The organism is Paenibacillus sp. S29, assembly GCF_049319765.1.
Taxonomy (GTDB): Bacteria; Bacillota; Bacilli; order Paenibacillales; family Paenibacillaceae; genus Paenibacillus; species Paenibacillus polymyxa_B.
Window position 1 is genome coordinate 394,079 of sequence record NZ_JBMOUI010000001.1, and the last position, 16,211, is coordinate 410,289.

Annotated in this window: 15 protein-coding genes; 11 read left to right on the forward strand and 4 right to left on the reverse strand. The window is 39.3% G+C overall.

From position 1 onward, the window contains the following. Positions 1–24 precede the first annotated feature (24 nt). The 8 genes from ACL9RM_RS01800 to ACL9RM_RS01835 all read left to right on the forward strand — a co-directional run bounded on the left by ACL9RM_RS01800 (position 25) and on the right by ACL9RM_RS01835 (position 11,534). Positions 25–2,910 (forward strand): phage baseplate assembly protein V, encoded by a 2,886-nt coding sequence (locus tag ACL9RM_RS01800; protein WP_414126138.1) that lies wholly within the window; start codon positions 25–27, stop codon positions 2,908–2,910. Between the two features lie 15 nt (positions 2,911–2,925). After that, positions 2,926–4,338, forward strand: a complete 1,413-nt coding sequence (locus ACL9RM_RS01805; protein WP_250266883.1) for an NADase-type glycan-binding domain-containing protein — start codon at positions 2,926–2,928, stop codon at positions 4,336–4,338. Between the two features lie 24 nt (positions 4,339–4,362). Beyond that, positions 4,363–5,553: a hypothetical protein gene (locus tag ACL9RM_RS01810; RefSeq protein WP_250266882.1), complete on the forward strand. Its 1,191-nt coding sequence runs from the start codon at positions 4,363–4,365 to the stop codon at positions 5,551–5,553. A gap of 26 nt (positions 5,554–5,579) precedes the next feature. Then, positions 5,580–6,773 carry a hypothetical protein gene (locus tag ACL9RM_RS01815; protein WP_250266881.1) on the forward strand — a complete coding sequence of 398 codons (1,194 nt, stop codon included), beginning with the start codon at positions 5,580–5,582 and terminating at the stop codon, positions 6,771–6,773. Between the two features lie 5 nt (positions 6,774–6,778). After that, positions 6,779–7,918 (forward strand): hypothetical protein, encoded by a 1,140-nt coding sequence (locus ACL9RM_RS01820; protein ID WP_414126141.1) that lies wholly within the window; start codon positions 6,779–6,781, stop codon positions 7,916–7,918. Between the two features lie 80 nt (positions 7,919–7,998). Next, positions 7,999–9,951, forward strand: coding sequence for a DUF4163 domain-containing protein (locus ACL9RM_RS01825; protein WP_250266879.1), 1,953 nt, complete (start codon positions 7,999–8,001; stop codon positions 9,949–9,951). 21 nt (positions 9,952–9,972) lie between these two features. Next, entirely contained in the window at positions 9,973–11,367 is a 1,395-nt protein-coding gene (locus ACL9RM_RS01830) for a phage late control D family protein (protein ID WP_250266878.1), read from the forward strand. A 26-nt stretch (positions 11,368–11,393) separates the two neighbouring features. Further along, positions 11,394–11,534: a hypothetical protein gene (locus ACL9RM_RS01835; protein WP_250260179.1), complete on the forward strand. Its 141-nt coding sequence runs from the start codon at positions 11,394–11,396 to the stop codon at positions 11,532–11,534. Positions 11,535–11,546: 12 nt separating this feature from the next. Here ACL9RM_RS01835 and ACL9RM_RS01840 read toward each other — a convergent pair whose 3' ends face one another. From ACL9RM_RS01840 to ACL9RM_RS01855, 4 genes are all read right to left on the reverse strand, one after another. Then, positions 11,547–11,879, reverse strand: coding sequence for a hypothetical protein (locus ACL9RM_RS01840; protein WP_250262162.1), 333 nt, complete (start codon positions 11,877–11,879; stop codon positions 11,547–11,549). 116 nt (positions 11,880–11,995) lie between these two features. Further along, positions 11,996–12,340 (reverse strand): hypothetical protein, encoded by a 345-nt coding sequence (locus ACL9RM_RS01845; protein WP_250260180.1) that lies wholly within the window; start codon positions 12,338–12,340, stop codon positions 11,996–11,998. A 196-nt stretch (positions 12,341–12,536) separates the two neighbouring features. Then, a complete protein-coding gene (locus ACL9RM_RS01850; protein WP_250260181.1) occupies positions 12,537–12,893 on the reverse strand; it encodes a hypothetical protein in 357 nt (118 codons plus the stop codon). Between the two features lie 354 nt (positions 12,894–13,247). Beyond that, positions 13,248–13,604 (reverse strand): hypothetical protein, encoded by a 357-nt coding sequence (locus tag ACL9RM_RS01855; RefSeq protein ID WP_250260182.1) that lies wholly within the window; start codon positions 13,602–13,604, stop codon positions 13,248–13,250. An 82-nt stretch (positions 13,605–13,686) separates the two neighbouring features. On the opposite strand from ACL9RM_RS01855, the gene ACL9RM_RS01860 reads away from it, so the two are divergent. From ACL9RM_RS01860 to ACL9RM_RS01870, 3 genes are read left to right on the forward strand one after another with little or no spacing between them, the layout of a single operon-like run. Further along, complete coding sequence (locus tag ACL9RM_RS01860) at positions 13,687–15,150, forward strand: hypothetical protein (protein WP_250266877.1); 1,464 nt, start codon at positions 13,687–13,689, stop codon at positions 15,148–15,150. Between the two features lie 38 nt (positions 15,151–15,188). Beyond that, complete coding sequence (locus ACL9RM_RS01865; protein ID WP_250260184.1) at positions 15,189–15,485, forward strand: WXG100 family type VII secretion target; 297 nt, start codon at positions 15,189–15,191, stop codon at positions 15,483–15,485. Positions 15,486–15,517: 32 nt separating this feature from the next. Beyond that, complete coding sequence (locus ACL9RM_RS01870; RefSeq protein ID WP_013312461.1) at positions 15,518–15,829, forward strand: hypothetical protein; 312 nt, start codon at positions 15,518–15,520, stop codon at positions 15,827–15,829. Positions 15,830–16,211: the final 382 nt, after the last annotated feature.

Genomic DNA, 16,211 nt, shown 5'->3' on the forward strand with positions numbered 1-16,211 from the left:
TGAAAAGCAAACGGGGGGAGTAAGATGGGACTGGCAGGAACTATGCTGACTTATGGAAATATTAGAGTGAATGCACCGTATGAAATTATCCGGCTACTTGATTTTGAATTGACACAGAAGATAAATGATCACGGCAAGGTGTACATCACTGCTCTCATACCGGATGAGGATCATGCAAAGTATGATGGATTAGCTTACGATGAAGATGTGCTAGAGGTATATGAGACGGATGAAGACCGAGGGACAGTTAGCATCTTTAAAGGAATGGTCACCAATATTAGAATTGCATTCAAAAATGGCGTATATCACATGTACCTTGAGGCTGCGTCTTTTACATATTTATTGGATCAACAACGGAAAAACCGTTCGTTTCAAAACAGCAACTTGACGTATTATCAACTGTTCCGCGAACTTATAGATGCCTATCCACATGGGGATTTTATTGACCTGGCGGACAGCGATCAAAAGCTGGGCGGCTTTACTATTCAGTATGAGGAGAGTGATTGGGAGTTTCTAAAAAGAATGGCCTCTCATCTGCAGACTGGACTCATTGCCGAGATTACATCCGTGTTCCCGAGACTATGGTTAGGTACCTCAAAAGAACAGGTGAAAGGTGAATTGCGTAGCATTAACTTTTCCCTCCAAAAAACAAAGTCAGGTCCCCAGTATACATATGCTGAAGTGGAGGATACGAAGCGTTTTGAACTTGGAGATGTCGTCATGTTTCAACGAAAGCATTGGGTTATTGATCAGATTCATGCAGAGATGAAGCAAGGCATTATGACATATGGCTACGTTCTCGTTCCGGGAGCAGGCATTCCGAGGGAGGTTATACATAACCCGTTAATCAAAGGTACCTCTATTGAAGGGAAAGTTATTGATTTAAATAGTGAAAACGAATCCGTTAAACTTCACTTGTCCGTGGATTCTATGCAGTCCAAAGTTGAGGGTTGCTGGTTTTCATACCCCACCATGTATACCGGAGATGGAATTGGTTGGCATTGCATGCCTGAGCTAGGGGATCATGTCCATTTGTATTTTCCATCTAACAAAGAAAAGGAAGCTCGTGTGGTTCAATCTCTGCGTAAGAGAGACTACAAAGGAGATGAAATCAGCAAGCCGTCAAGAAAGCTATTTCATACCAAAACTCAAAAAGTGGCGAGATTCGACGACAAAGAAGTGGCACTTTCCACCCAAAAAGAAAAGATACTTGTGCGCTTGAATCCAGCTTCCGGTATTCACGTCTATAGTCATCACGATCTTACATTTCACGCCGATACAGACCTGGTGCTGCATGGCAAAAAGGTACAAATGACCGCTACTCGCGAAATATCTCTGACGTGCAAAAGCAGCTATATCCGAACCGATGGAACGCTTCATATCAAGGCTAGTAAGCTCATGAAAAATCAGGTGCCTGATGCAGAGCTGAAAGCCTATAAATCCCTAGTTCAAGAATTGAAAGGGAAGGGATATCCGCAATGGGTACAGGACTTGCTGCTTCAATATAAAACGGACTACTACAAGGCCGTGGCAGCCGGGGACAAAAAAGGGGCCAAGGAAGCAGCAGCCAAGGCCAAGCGATTGCGTCAGCAGGTGGCAGAAATAGATCGTATGCCTGCCTGGGCCAGAGCGCAAATGCATGAATACACGTCCCAGTGGTGGGAAGCGCACAGCGCAAACGACAAGGCCAAGCAAAAGCAGATGCATCTTCTCGCGAACCAGCTGCGTGACAATGTGCTAATCAACGAGCTGATTCGTGGGCATTCAGCCAAATCCTATCTGGATGCGAATCGGCTGGAGGAGCTGTCCGGACAATATGCAGATGCAGCCCATAAGCTGACCGTTGCTGATCAAAAGGCTCTAGCCAAGGAAGCAGCTGCTCTGCGGAGTAAGTATGGCGTGAACAGCCAGCTTGCCAGGGAGAATTTGAACAAGCTTGCCAAGAAGTATCCAGACAGCTTCTCGTACAAGCTACCAACTACAGGCGATTGGGATAAGGAGCTTAACGCCGCACTGCATGATTTTGCGAAAAAATACGGCCTGGAGAATAAGGGCTATGGTCGTGATGTGCTCGCGGTGTACCTGCATCAAGTAGCCAATGGCATTCTTCCATGGCCTAAGGTTAGCAAGGCTACAACGCCGACTGTTCCAACAACGACGACAACAACGAAAACGGAACCGGGCAAGAAGCCGTCGACTACTCCTGAAAAGCCGACGAAGGAGGAAACGAAGCCATTAGATCCTGAGGATTATAAAGATGGATTGGTGGCGGTGAAAAAGATTGAGAAATATATAAGCAGTAAGGGCATAAAAGGTAATCAGGCTCGAGCTCTGTACAGAATAAACGATTACACGAATAACAGCATTGTTCAAAAGAAACTGTCATCGAACCGTAAGGCACCCCTTGTGTTTTTCTTTGAAGGAGATGGTTCGTATAGTTATGCACAGGACGATCATCAGGAAGGACGGTATGGAGCGACGGTTATTGTGGTGGTAGATGGCGAAATTAAATATACAAGCAATAATGCAAGTACACTTCCAGATTATGAAAATGAGGCTGCCACGGTAAACGAGGGGGTATATGAATTTAAAAGTGGCCGTCACCGTGGAACATATCCAGCATTACGCATTAGGAACGGAGGGGGCGTTCCTTCAATTATGCAAAATAAAAAGCACACAGCTACTGGTATCAACATCCATAAGGGTTTCAATAAAGACAGTTCTAAGCCTAAGCACGAGTCTTCAACTGGTTGTATAACAATTCATAAATATGAGTTCACTCAATTTCTTATCGCTGTAGGAGTGGTAAAACACTCATTAGAAGACAAGTACATCAACGAAGAAATTTACGGACTTGCTATCATTGACAGAAAAGATAGAACGAAAAAAAGCATAACGAAAAAAAGATAATGAGGAGTTTGACTATTGAAAGGAATATTAATATGCATTGTTGCATTGTTGATTTTATCCGCGTGTTATCACTCTGATGAAAGTAGTCAAATACAAAGTACGGCACATAAAAGTGAAGTAGTTCAGACAACAAATGATAATAAAAATGTAATGCCAACAAACTGGATACTATTCCGGGGTGAAAATGATAACGAACCTATAGAATACTTGGAAAACATGGACGATTTAAATGGTGATGATATCATTAACACAGATAGTATTATCGATAAGCTGTATGTGAGTGAAAAAGGAGATTATCCAAAAGATGAGCTATATATATATGGTATTTCGTATAATGGTAGCCATATTATCTTATGCAGAGAATCACACGATTCGAATTATTTAATGGTTAAAATTTTTAATTTATCGACACTCCAGAAGACAAGCGAATTTAATATACCAGTAACTACTGATTATTTTTTGATTTCTCCTGACTTAAAAAGATGTGTCTACGCAGAAAATGGGGTTTTATATCAATATATTATAAAGGAGAAGTCTACTAAAAAACTCGCTGATTTGTACAATCATGTAACAGGCTTTGCTAATCTTAAAAACCCAAAGTTTTCTCCTGATAGTATGAAGCTATGTCTTCAGAGTAATAGTTATCTAGTCTTTTATGATTTGGTGAATAATAAAAAAGTTAAACAAGTCAGCATGGGGACAGAGGGGATTTGGATTGAACAATGGCTTTATAATGATCTACTGCTGTACTCTTCTTCCAGTAATAATAAAACATATCTATTGGATTTGAAGAATGGAAATAAAAGAGTACTGGCAGATGTGACTGGAAGCCTTACTTTAACTATGGACGGCAAACGAATGGTCTATTTGAACTCTCAAAAAGAGATAGAACAACACCATATCAACACTGGCCAAAGTGTAAAATACTTTGATGTAATGCAGAGGATAGGGTATTCTGTGGCTCCTGTGCAATGGATACAGACTACAACAGACTTGATGAAATATAAAAAAAGCATCCCTGCACAGAATATCGTTGCTTCTTCTACACTTCCAGACCAAGCAGGAAATTCCTATGCTGCCCAAAACATCATGGACGGAGATGCGAGTACAGCCTGGTGTGAAGGAGTTAAAGGAGACGGGATCGGGGAGTGGATCAAAATTGATTTCGGCTCTATGCAAGAACTGAAGGGGTTTGAACTTTTTAATGGTTTAGCCAAGTCATCCAAAGCTTTCCAAGCAAATAATAGAGTTAAACGAATGAAACTGGAGTTTTCAAACGGGCAGACCAGGGTGATAGATAATGATTTTATAAGAAACGAATTTCTTGATAACCCCATTCATACCTCTTTCGTGAAAATAACGATTGAGGCCGTAGAGCGAGGAACCAAACATCACGATACCTGTATGTCAGAGATACGATTCTTTTAGTATTCGTAAAAAAGGAGAAGACATATGAAATGGAAAGAGCCAACGTTTGGTGCAACACCTATGTTGAAAGCTTTAACAACTGCTAATGCACACAGGAAAGCACAGGCATTTGATCTTGCAGCAGAACAGAAAAAACAAAAACTAAATTACCCCGACTGGGCCCAGACCTGGATGCGTAAATACAAAGAAGATTGGTATATTGCTCAAGCAAATGGCGACGAGGTTGGTATGCGTAAAGCGCAAAAGCTGGCAGAAGGACTTCGTAGCAAGCTCCGCGAAATGGCTACATTCCCCAAATGGGCTCAAGAGCAAATGCAAAAAGAAACCGTTCGTTGGATGACTGCGGAGGCAAGTGGAGATATCATGGAAAAGTTAGCTGCTGAGGAGGCGGGACGAGCTATTCGCGAGAAGCTAGGTTTGATCGATACGAGTACTAAAGCACCACCAGAAGTACCCGTTACCACCGAATCGAAGAATGAACCTACAAAAACGAACGTAAAGACTCCGGCTGGAAAATGGATACCTGCTGAATTCCAATATAACGGTAGTTCTGAAGCTGAAAAATATTTCAAAAAGCGTTCGAAAAAATTTATTAAACAGAAATGGAATCAGGAAAAGCTGCACAGTTTGTGGGAAGCTACAAAAAGCATACAAGAAACATATCATATTCAGATTGATCCACGTCTTTTGTTAGCTATTATTATTCAGGAAGGGACGGGAAGCTTTAATACGAGCAGTACAAATCGTGCAGCCGATGGTCAGCATGGTGTCGAGACTAATTATGCAAAGGATTTGGTCAAGGCACATAATTTAATATTTGGTAAAATGTTGGGATATATTTACTATGGTGAGGAATTTAGACAAGTTGTAGTTAAAAACAACAATTTGGAGGGGATTAAAGGTAAAGGTGATATATATCAATACTGCAATTGGATAACTCCGATTGTAAGAATGAATTCGAAAAGAGTAGATTATGGGCCGTATGCAGGTCATGGTACATGGGGTGAAGATGTAAAATCCATTTATGACAAACTAAGTAATAAAGAGTCCGATAATTATGACTTATATCTATCAAGTATTAGTAAAAGCACAGCTCAAAATATTGCTAGCGCAGAAGGTATAAAACTTCCTGCTATTACCTTCAAGGCACTCCGAAATGCCCAAGATAGTAATGGTCATGAAAATGGAAAGTGGACGGTAACGGGCGAACGATAAACTGAAATTCGAAAAGAGGAAAAGAATTGTGCAAGCCAAGTTACGGTTATTTTATTATATTGATTTTTTTGGCTTTAGGAGTAACTGCATGTAGTCTTTCAGACAGCAGTACTTATAACAATGAGAAAACAGCTACTGCTAAAGTTAAGCAAGAAAGCACTGGCTACTATCCAGAGAAAAGAACAGACAAAGCTAAAAATGTTGTATCTGCCGATCCAAAGTTTCTTCAGGAAGAGGACTTTGATATTTCATATCGATCACACAAGATTGATAAAATAACAGACATTAAAGAACTTATTCATGAGTTGGGTTATGGTGAGGGATATGATAGTTCCAATCGAGGATTTATTAGTGGAAATGGGGCTTACAGAAGGTGGAACTTGTCTTATCCTAACTACATGGACCCAGAAATAAGATTTGTAGTCTTATCTAAGATTGAGCTTGAGGGTGAGCAATTGGTGGATGGTGAAAGTTATCTAGTAGCTGTGAGCTTGGAAAGTCCCAAGTTTAAAACAAAAAGAGGATTGAAGATCGGTGATAACCTTAGCAAAGTACTACAGCTCTACGGCCAACCGAGTATTGTAACAAATGGGAGTCTGCTCTACTCCAAAAACGGCTTACATTTGAGGATTCTGTGGGATACTAAAACAGAGAAAGTATACAATATTACCATTGATTATAACATGGAGAAATCCATAAAACAGCAACGTAGTGCTGATTATGTAGAAGAAGATGCTCAGCCCGATCCTGATCTGGAACCATATACTATCCAAAAAGAACAATCGTTTACCACCACTCTTAATGGATGGGGGGAAGTAAAGTTTATATCCACATTGAAAGATGAGGGTACGAATGATCTGATACAAGCAAAGTTTTTTTTGGAAGTTAACAGCCAAAAGTATGGGGATAATAAGATTTTATACGAATTCCCCGAATTTTATGGTAACAACGGTAGGATGATTGACAGGATTAAAGCAGTAAGCTTTAAGGATTTAAATCATGACGGGCGTACGGACATTGTCATAATTGCAGATTATATCACAGGGGTAAATGCGCACGGAATAGAAACGCGCCCTATCGCGGGGATTTTCTTTCAGAAAAAGGACAATACGTACACTACCCTATCTGAATTGGATAAGAATATCAATCAAACAGGTCACAATCGAACACTTCAAAATATCATTCAATACGTAAGCAAACAACGTATAAACGTGCAATGAACAATGTGAGAGAGGAGTTTTTTGAAATCAACTTTATAAAACAAAATAGAATATTATCTTTAATATTGTTATTTAGCCTGCTATTGAATGGATGTTCGGAAAAATCTACGAATGAGAAGCAGCAGGCAGTTGATCCCATCAAACCCAGCTCTCAAGTGGTAGAGCAAAAAGCTGTGACTGAACCAGAGCCTGCTGCTCAAGAACTAGATCAAAATAGCAATATTGTTGCTCCAATAAATAAAATAAGTAGTGCTCGCGCTACAGATTCTGACACATTAGATCAGTTTATAAAGAAAATTCAACCCAAGGATGAGCACCTTCAGAAAATATTGAAAGCAGATTTGGACCTTGATGGAAAGATGGAATACGTACTCGCATTTGGATTAGAAAAAGAGGAAAATGACAACATATTTGTAGTCCGTGAGGATGCTGGCTATCATATCATTGGTAAATTAGAGGACCCAGTTATGGTTGCGCATCTTAATACAGACATAAAAATTATGGAATTAGATCAAACAGAACAAAAATTTATCGTAGTATATTCAACTAGCGAAGTGAATGAGGCAGAAGGCTTCTCTATATTTGCTTTGGACCATAACCAAATTAATAACCTTAATTACAGTTATCCAGAAGCAACAGGGCAAGGGAGCAGGAAGCTAGAGGACATTAATAAAGATGGTGTTTTTGAGGATGTGAGTTACTACCGTTTTCAGGATACTCAACAACATACGATAATGACTTATCAAAAATTCGACAATACCGGACCAGAAAAAACAAAAGTACTATATGAGAATGAAACTAAAAAATTTGCATACCCCATGGTTCCTAAAGATATTATTCAAAATTATTTGGAAGATCATTATCTTATGAATCGCTTCTTGATACACTTGCCCGAAATGGAGGAATTCACTGCTTTGTCAGCAAGTCTAAAAAATAATTTTGAAGATATTATAGATTTTTCCGCTATGGACTATACGGGATTAGATCTAAATATAAAAGAGATTGCTAATAAGGCTAATCAGCGGGCGTTTTTGGTAAAGAGTAACTCAGAAGAAGAGGAATCAAACCAAGGACTTGTATTTACGTTAGAAAAGCAGTCAGACAAGTGGAAGATTATGAGTATAGAGATGAACGATAAATTGTAGAGAGTGTGATATCCAGCGTGAGTCTCTTGAGGCATGGGCGAATTTGTTACGTGCTGTTATTACTAATTTCCTATTTAGTAATGAACGGATGTACGAAGGGAAATGATTCTTCAAAAGCAGCAACAAATCATACGCGTTCTCTCCAAAATGAAGCCAAAACGATTTCCTATTCTAAAAAGTTGGATACGTTGCTAGAGACACTTCATATAATTAACGATGAGAATATGAATTCTGATGTCAGACAAAACAAGCTACAGGACTTCACACAGGATCTTAATTTGTTGCTAAATGAACCAGAAAGTGTAGAGATGAAGGACGGAGAATTTGCAGAAAAGTTTGATAACAAACTTACTGTGATAACACAATCGTTCCAGTTAAAAAGTGGACGGCTAAACGTTAGAGTTGTAAATTACAGAGCACCTACGACGCTGACAGGCACAATCGGAGATAAATACACATTTATTCAGTGGTGGAGTACGAAGCAGCTTGTACACGCTCAGATGCTTGAGGATGGCGGGCCAGAATTAACTACAGATTTTGTGGTTCGAGATTCAGAGCACGGTATACAGTTGTGGTTAGGGGGGCATGTCTCCATATATCATCCATACCCGTCATTTGTTAATTTGTGGCATTTATCTAGACAAAAATGGACGCAGAAAAGCATAGATGTAGGTAAGATGAAGCTCCCGGATTCGTGGGAATTAAACAAGGATGTGGATGAGCTTATTTTAGAAAATCGACAACATGATAGCATGAGTATCGAAGTATTAGACCACGGCAATGGTTTCTTAATAAACAGTGATGATTCTGAACAGAACATTATCATTGAGTTTTCCACCAGTGGAGAAGTCCGTATTGATTTTGAGTATAGCACCGCCCCGAATACTAGTGAACAGCAAAGCTATGAACTCATTCAAGAGAAATATTCAGAACATGGGATCGTGATTAAATACCCTCAAATTACAAAACTCAAGGATATTGCAAAGCAAAAATATTTAAACCAAATTCTTAAGACTGATGCTTTAGAAGGATTACAAAACTATGCGGATTCCAATTCTGGGGTCCATGTTGAAATTGATTATGAGATCAAACGACAAAGTGAACGATTCTTGAGCGTTCAATATACGGGTGTTCGTTATGTGAAGGACGCAGCCTATCCTAGTCATATGTTTTATACGACGAACCTGGATATGAAGCAGGCTTCAAGAATAAAATTGAGGGATCTGGTAAAGGTCGAGAAATCTTTTATTGAGCTTATAAAAAGCGGGAAGATTACAGCTGTTCAGCCGGAGCAACAAGGATTAATCAGTGATTTCACAAAAGATGATTTGATTCAACTGTTAGCAAACGCGGATTTAACCAAAGGTTCGCCTGCGGAAGCAGAAATGGAATCGTTTAGTTACCTCACAAGTGATTCATTAGGTATTAGTATCCCTTTGGCTCATGCAGTAGGGGACCATGCGGAATATGAAATTCGTCTTGCACAGATTCCAGATAATATTAAGCAAAATGAGGAACTATGGAGTGAGTTAAGTTCCGTTGAGGATCAGTCTGTTTCCACAGTTGGCGGTGAAAAGTTGAATACCGACCAATATGAAATTGAAGAGTCGCAGTCTTTTCAAACTACTTTCGAAGGCTTTGGGAAAGTACGGTTTGTATCGACTCAAGCAAAGAAAGATGAAATTCCCAAAAACTACTTTTTTCTATTAGATGATCGAGAGCGAGTTATATATTCATTTCCAGATTTATATGGGAATGAATGGTGGTATGCTGATGAAGGCGTAGAAGCAGTGGCCTTCAAGGATGTAAATAAGGATGGATTAAAAGACGTTATCATTATTGCTTATTATGAAACGGGCTCTGGACCAGATGGTGCAAAGCCATTCCCTATAGCGGACATATATTTTCAGAAGAAAAATAAAACTTTTACCACGATTCCTACATTAGATGAGGCTCTCAACGATCAGGGGCATAATCAAACCATTAAAGATGTCATTCAATACGTAAGCAAACAACGGATAAACGTAAACTAACCGACATAGAGGAGCGGTAACATGGGATATCCAATCATCAAGTATAATGGAACAGTTTTATCTCTTAAAAATCCAAAAGTTAAAGTTGTACAGAAAATGAATGAGCATGTGAAGGTCTTTTTGACAGGTGTGTTAACGGGTGCCCAAATGGAAGAGTATACAGATCATATGGAGGCAGGGGCTAAGTTAGTCGTTTCTTATGTGAATGATGATCAGAAGCAGATTGTATTATTTAGGGGATTAGTCACGCAGTTCAGAATCAAGATGGTATCCAATGTAGCTCATTTGGTTGTCGAAGCTCTATCCTATACAAGCCAGTTGGATGAAGTGCTTCATAGACAATCTTTTCAAAATGTGAAGATGAAGGTGCAGGCATTGCTTGAACATGTACTCAAATCATATCCCAAAGCGAATTGTACGAGCCGCTTAAAAGATCAGCTTCTGCAGGAATTTACGATGCAATTTGATGAGACGGACTGGTTGTTTCTGAAACGTATAGCGTCTCGGCTCGGTTGGGGACTAATACCTGATCCGATTGGAGACAAACCGCAGTTTTATTTTGGATTACCGGATGGTGTCAATCAGCGTGAGCTCAGGCAGTATAACTACTCCATGACCAGAAAAACCAAACCAGGAGCCAGCAAGGATGACAACTTTTTATATTATAAAGTGCAAACGACAGGGGCTAGAGATGTCCTGCTGCAAATTGGGGCGGAGGTTAAGTTCAAAGGGAAAACCTTATACGTCCTGCAGTCTGTTGCGTTTATACGCCATAGTGTCTTGTGGCATGAATATGTGCTGACCACATCGGATGGAATGAAACAGGATTTGATTGTAAATGAGAGTATTCGTGGCATCTCGCTGAAGTCCAAGGTTATTGGAATTGAACAGGATCATGTGAAAGTTTTCTTTTATGAAATGGACAAGGTCAAGCCTAACGTCAAGGAGACCTACGCTTTTCCAACGGCTACATTCTATACATCGGAAGGGAATACCGGATGGTACTGCATGCCAGAGCTGTTTGACTTTGTAGATATCTACTTTCCGACCTCTACAGAAAAAGATGCCATTGTAACCCACTCGATCCGCAAGAGATCCAAAGGCGGTGACTTTATTAAGGACCCGTCGACGAAGATCTTTATGACCAAGTACCGCAAAGCCATTATATTTGAGAAAAATGAAATTTTAATTACGGGGAACGACGATGAAGTGGTGATTCGACTACTGGATGACCATGGAATTGAACTGCGAAGCAAAAAGGATATTCGTGTAAAAGCCGACGGGAACCTGGTGTTCAATGCGGGTAACACAATACAGGTCACAGCGAAGGATGCTATCGGTTTAAAATGTAAAACGAGTTTGGTAGAAATGGATGGTAACATCAAAATGACTGGAGAAAAGATAAAGACGCAATAACTAAAACCACCAAGAGAGGGTAAACCATGGCTAAAGTAACTACAGGAGCAATCGTGAATGAGAAACCGCCTACCCAAGAAGACATGATACAAGAGTGGAAACGTAAAATAAGCAAAGGTGAATATCCTTTTATTCATGTAACTAAGCATAGCGCCAAAGGTGAATAGCGTTAAATATGACTAACGACGACTGAAAAAGGCTCCTAGGGAGCCTTTTCTGCAATCATGGTTCAATATTCTATTCTTTTTAGGATTTCTACTATCGATGAACCAAGCAGGTCCAGAGACGTCGATCACTTCTTTGGTTTTATAATTATAATAGATGGTAATTTTGCTGTCTTCGTGACCTTTAATGTACCCATACAGATATATTCTTGAGTGGATAGCCGGATCATCTACAACATAATCCTTTAATATGAAATCGGCCCTATAGTATTCCTTAATGTACTCTATTCCAATAGGTATGCCTGTCCGAACGATTTCTTCTTTTTTGGCATTCGATGCGTACTGCATGTAATAGAAAACTCCTACCAGAATGACAAGTGATATAAAGACAAAAAGCCATAGTTGTTTCTTTTTCAAGTTGAAGTATTCTCCTTAAAATTGAGCTAAATATGCTATACGCTTTCTTAGGAATAAGGTGCATTCTTATCTATAACCTTACTATTAATAAACCAATCCGGTCCCGTAACATTGACGATTTCTTTTGAGTCCAAGTCATAGGATATCCTAATTAAGTCTGTATCGTTTCCTTTTATATAGCCGTAAAGATGTACTCTTGCAAAGACACTGTTTTCTTCAATATTGTAATTTTTTAATACGAAATCCGTATTATAGTGAGTTTTAATATATTTGATACTGACAGTAGTAGCAGACTCTACTATCTCTTCCTCTTGAACGGTAGAAAAACCACAACCGCCCAGAATGGTTAATATTATGATGAGAACTGTGCAACATTTAAGGATTGTGTTCATTTACGCAACATTCCCCTAACATGCTATTTATAATTTAATGTGAACTACAACCAGAATGCAGTGAACAATGACTTGGTTCTTATTTTTGTTGCAAATATCTCTCAGTAACAGGAAGTATTATAATGATACTATTTTTCCTCATATTTAGGAAAAAATCATCTGTAATGGGACTAATTATTTGAATACAGACTTGATTTTAGAATGGCGGAACAATCTTATTAGGATTCCTACTGTCGATGAACCAATCCGGTCCAGTCACGTAGAGCACCTCTTTTTTCTTATAGTCGTAATTTATTGAGATTATCTGGCCTTCATGTCCTTTTATGTAGCCACGGAGATATACGGTATAGTTAACGTAACTACCAATAAAGTCGTTATTTTGGTATATAAATTCAACATTATAGTATTTCCTAATATAGTCTTGCCCGATAGGTATGCCGGATTGGACGTACTCTTCTTTTTGTACATCCTCCGTATATTGCATGTAATAAAAGATTCCTACAAGGATTGAGACTACTATAAAGATGCTTCCCCAATCCTTTTTCTTCTTCAAGTTGAATTCTTCTCCTTAGTATCTCCTGACTATAAACTCATAACATTACTGCTTTTTATAATAATAGTAGGATAGCTCATTTATTTAATAAAAGGATTAGCTCGGTACAACGTTTAAAAATTGTGTTCATATACGCAAATCTCTTCTAACATACAGTTACAAAGTCCTAATCGTTATTAGGTATGAACCGCGACCAGAAATGCAGTAACCAACGACTTTATACTTATTTTTACTTTCAACTATACCCCAAGTAAACAGGAAGTATTATAATGATTTCACTTCCTTAGATTGGAAAAATATATTCTTGAACTGGAATGAATCATATGTGATTTTTTGGCATACAAATCTTGATATTTAAAATGGTGGAACATTCTTTTTAGGGTATCGACTGTCAATGAACCAATCCGGTCCGGTTACACTAAGCACTTCTTTTTTTTCAAAATCGTAAGCGATAGATATCGATTGATCTTCATGTCCTTTTATATAGCCGATTAGATGAACCGTATTATTAACATAGCTACCTACATAGTCATAACTCTTAAATATGAAATCAGCCCTATAGTATTTTTTGATGTACTCTTTTCCAATAGGTATACCTGTTCTAACGGCTTCTTCTTTTTTTATATTTGATGCGTACTGCATGTAATAGAGAGTTCCTACTAGGATGCAGAATAAGATAAGAGCAGTAACCCAAAATTTTTTCTTTTTCAATTTTTTGATGCTCCTTTTTTGAAAGTATCAACTTTTTCTAACTTTATAATATATTAGGTGATTAGACAAGGTGGGGTAATAGTTGCAGTATATTAGCGAAAAAACATACTGGAAGATAGCAGATGAGGCTTACCTATTGGATATTGATCCAAAGACTTATAAAAATGAAGATATTCCCGGTTGGAAGGTTGTTGATTTAGATGAAAAACTATTACATGACACGAATGGTTCTGGATTCGATGCGACCGTTTTTCACAATGAGAATAGCAATCAGGTGATTATAGGATATAGGGGAACTGAACCAGGAGGAAGACCAATATGGAGTAGAGCGATGGACATAGGAACGGATATTAGCGATGTCGTGGGCGGACGAGCAAAAAATTTAAATCAAGTTCACGATTATTATGTAAATAATCAAGAAGAGATAAAAAATTCCCTCCCACAGGTACAAAGTTCATTTCATAAGTATGAGGCCCAGTATCAGGATAATCAATTTACAAAAGCTCAAATACTGTACGACGAAGTGAAGAAGAAGTATCCCGCTGCCGAAATATCTACGACAGGTCATTCTTTAGGCGGTGCAGAAGCAGAATATGTTGCAGTGAAGAATGGTTTATCATCTGTGAGTTTTGCTGCTCCGAGCATTGTACATTTATTGCCTGAAGATCTTCAAAAGAGGGTAAAAGCAGGAGAATTCAAGAAGACTAATGTGGCTTTTGCCCATCCCGGAGATAGCGTTGGTGGGGGAGCCACTAAGGCTAACCAACATGTGGGGGAAACGTATCATATTGGGAGTGATTATAAGACTGCCAATGTAGCTAAGTTTACTATTCCTGTTTCAATTCCCTTGGAAAGAAAAACCGAATTGGAAAGACTTTTTCTTGGCCCCAAGTGGACTCCTATTGTTTATGTTCCGATTACATTGCCTATGATACAGCAAGATGCATTCACCAAGTTCTATAATTCTGTATTAGGTGGAGAGCACACTCATAGCATGGAAAACTTTACATTTGATGAAAACGGCAATATCAGCAATCCACTGTACACCATGGACGGTCAATTGGTGGAAGGTAACCCACGGGTGCAGGCATACGAGCAGATGCTGGCCGCGCGAGCAGAGCTCAAGGAAGTCATGGGCGATCTGGTTGAACGTTACGGTCGACAAATGGGGGCCTTCGGGCAGTTTGCTGCTAATGCACTGGGAGTGAATATCCTGGGAGTAGGACAACAGAATGGTCGCTCCAATGGCGGTACATATTTTGTAGGCAACAAAAATGGGGGCACAATTCAATTAACACCTGAGGAGCTAAAGCATGCGGCTAACCAGATGCGTTCCAGCCTGCATGGATTTTCTAGCGATACCCGAGCATCCATCCAGTTATTTCAGGCTCATATCGGGACAAGTGAAAGTCAGTCTTTGACCCCGCTTGCGCATAGTGCTACGGCGACACTGGATCGGATTAATCGCTGGTATCAGGAATCGATTACAGAGATAGCAGAGTACATCGATCGCAAGGGCCAGGAATTTACGATGGTGGATCAATAAAAAGAGCAGCTGGAAGAACACAACGGGAGGCAAAAGAGATGAGTAGAATATCTTTGAGCCTGGGGGATCTGCGTAGGGCTGTACAGCAATGCGAGCAGCTAAAGCAAAGACTTCAGCATCAGGAGCAGCAGATGAGAAATATATATGGTCGTCTGCAAGACTGGAGGGGCGAATCGGCTGCTGAATTAACACGTAAAATGGAGGTATTTCTCCAAGGAACCACGGTACGAATACAAGAATTGGACGATCATAAAGAGCAGTTGAAACGTTATATTCGCAAAATGGAAGAAGCTGATCGGCGTGAGGAGAGACGTAAACGGGCTGCACAATGGTGATACAGGCAGACTGCAATAGTTAGGAGAACATCATGAAAGATCAAAATGCATTTGTCATTTTACTTATATTGAATATCGTTTATGGCTTAACTCTATTTGCCTATCCGGCCATGCTGATGGTGGTCGTATTTTCTTTCGATGCACCAACAGCTGGAGATTATCTCATCAGTTATATTTTTGCCTATGTCATAATGAGCTACCCGATAGGAGTATTTATTTCATGGAGCTGTTGGTATTTTTATCATCGTTATGCTTTTAAGAAGGCGTATATCATAGCTAACTTTATGCTGCTGTGGCCAGCTACTCTTGTAGTGTCCTCGTGGATTCAATCGGCTTTTTCTTGAAGGGTTCCCATCTGGCCAGTCAGCTACATAACATAAAAAAACCGTACAATCGCTAGGGGACTCCCGCGGGGTACGGTTAAATGCGTTTAAATAAAAACTACATATATAGTAGTAGAAAAAAATATTCTCCCAGAGTGGTGACGATAATGATTTTGTAGTCTACTTTAATTTTCCTGCGAGGAATATAGCAGTGTTCGAAAACTTAAGGGTTAGACGAAAAAGTGTAAAAATGTTGAAAAGCTACAAAGTTCGACATATTGTTCGCTTTTTCGCATCATATGTTATTAGATTAGGGATTTTTGTTTGCTATTTATCGCATATTTATGTATAATCTATCGTGTTGAAAGATTGATTGTACGTAATATGCTGATGAGGGTGGGTT

Excerpts from the sequence above, each read along its gene's own strand:
- ACL9RM_RS01865 (WP_250260184.1), top strand. The coding sequence starts at position 15,189 with ATGAGTAGAATATCTTTGAGCCTGGGGGATCTGCGTAGGGCTGTACAG.
- ACL9RM_RS01825 (WP_250266879.1), top strand. The coding sequence starts at position 7,999 with ATGAACGGATGTACGAAGGGAAATGATTCTTCAAAAGCAGCAACAAAT.
- ACL9RM_RS01840 (WP_250262162.1), bottom strand. The coding sequence starts at position 11,879 with ATGCAGTACGCATCGAATGCCAAAAAAGAAGAAATCGTTCGGACAGGC.
- ACL9RM_RS01800 (WP_414126138.1), top strand. The coding sequence starts at position 25 with ATGGGACTGGCAGGAACTATGCTGACTTATGGAAATATTAGAGTGAAT.
- ACL9RM_RS01845 (WP_250260180.1), bottom strand. The coding sequence starts at position 12,340 with ATGAACACAATCCTTAAATGTTGCACAGTTCTCATCATAATATTAACC.
- ACL9RM_RS01870 (WP_013312461.1), top strand. The coding sequence starts at position 15,518 with ATGAAAGATCAAAATGCATTTGTCATTTTACTTATATTGAATATCGTT.
- ACL9RM_RS01835 (WP_250260179.1), top strand. The coding sequence starts at position 11,394 with ATGGCTAAAGTAACTACAGGAGCAATCGTGAATGAGAAACCGCCTACC.
- ACL9RM_RS01830 (WP_250266878.1), top strand. The coding sequence starts at position 9,973 with ATGGGATATCCAATCATCAAGTATAATGGAACAGTTTTATCTCTTAAA.
- ACL9RM_RS01810 (WP_250266882.1), top strand. The coding sequence starts at position 4,363 with ATGAAATGGAAAGAGCCAACGTTTGGTGCAACACCTATGTTGAAAGCT.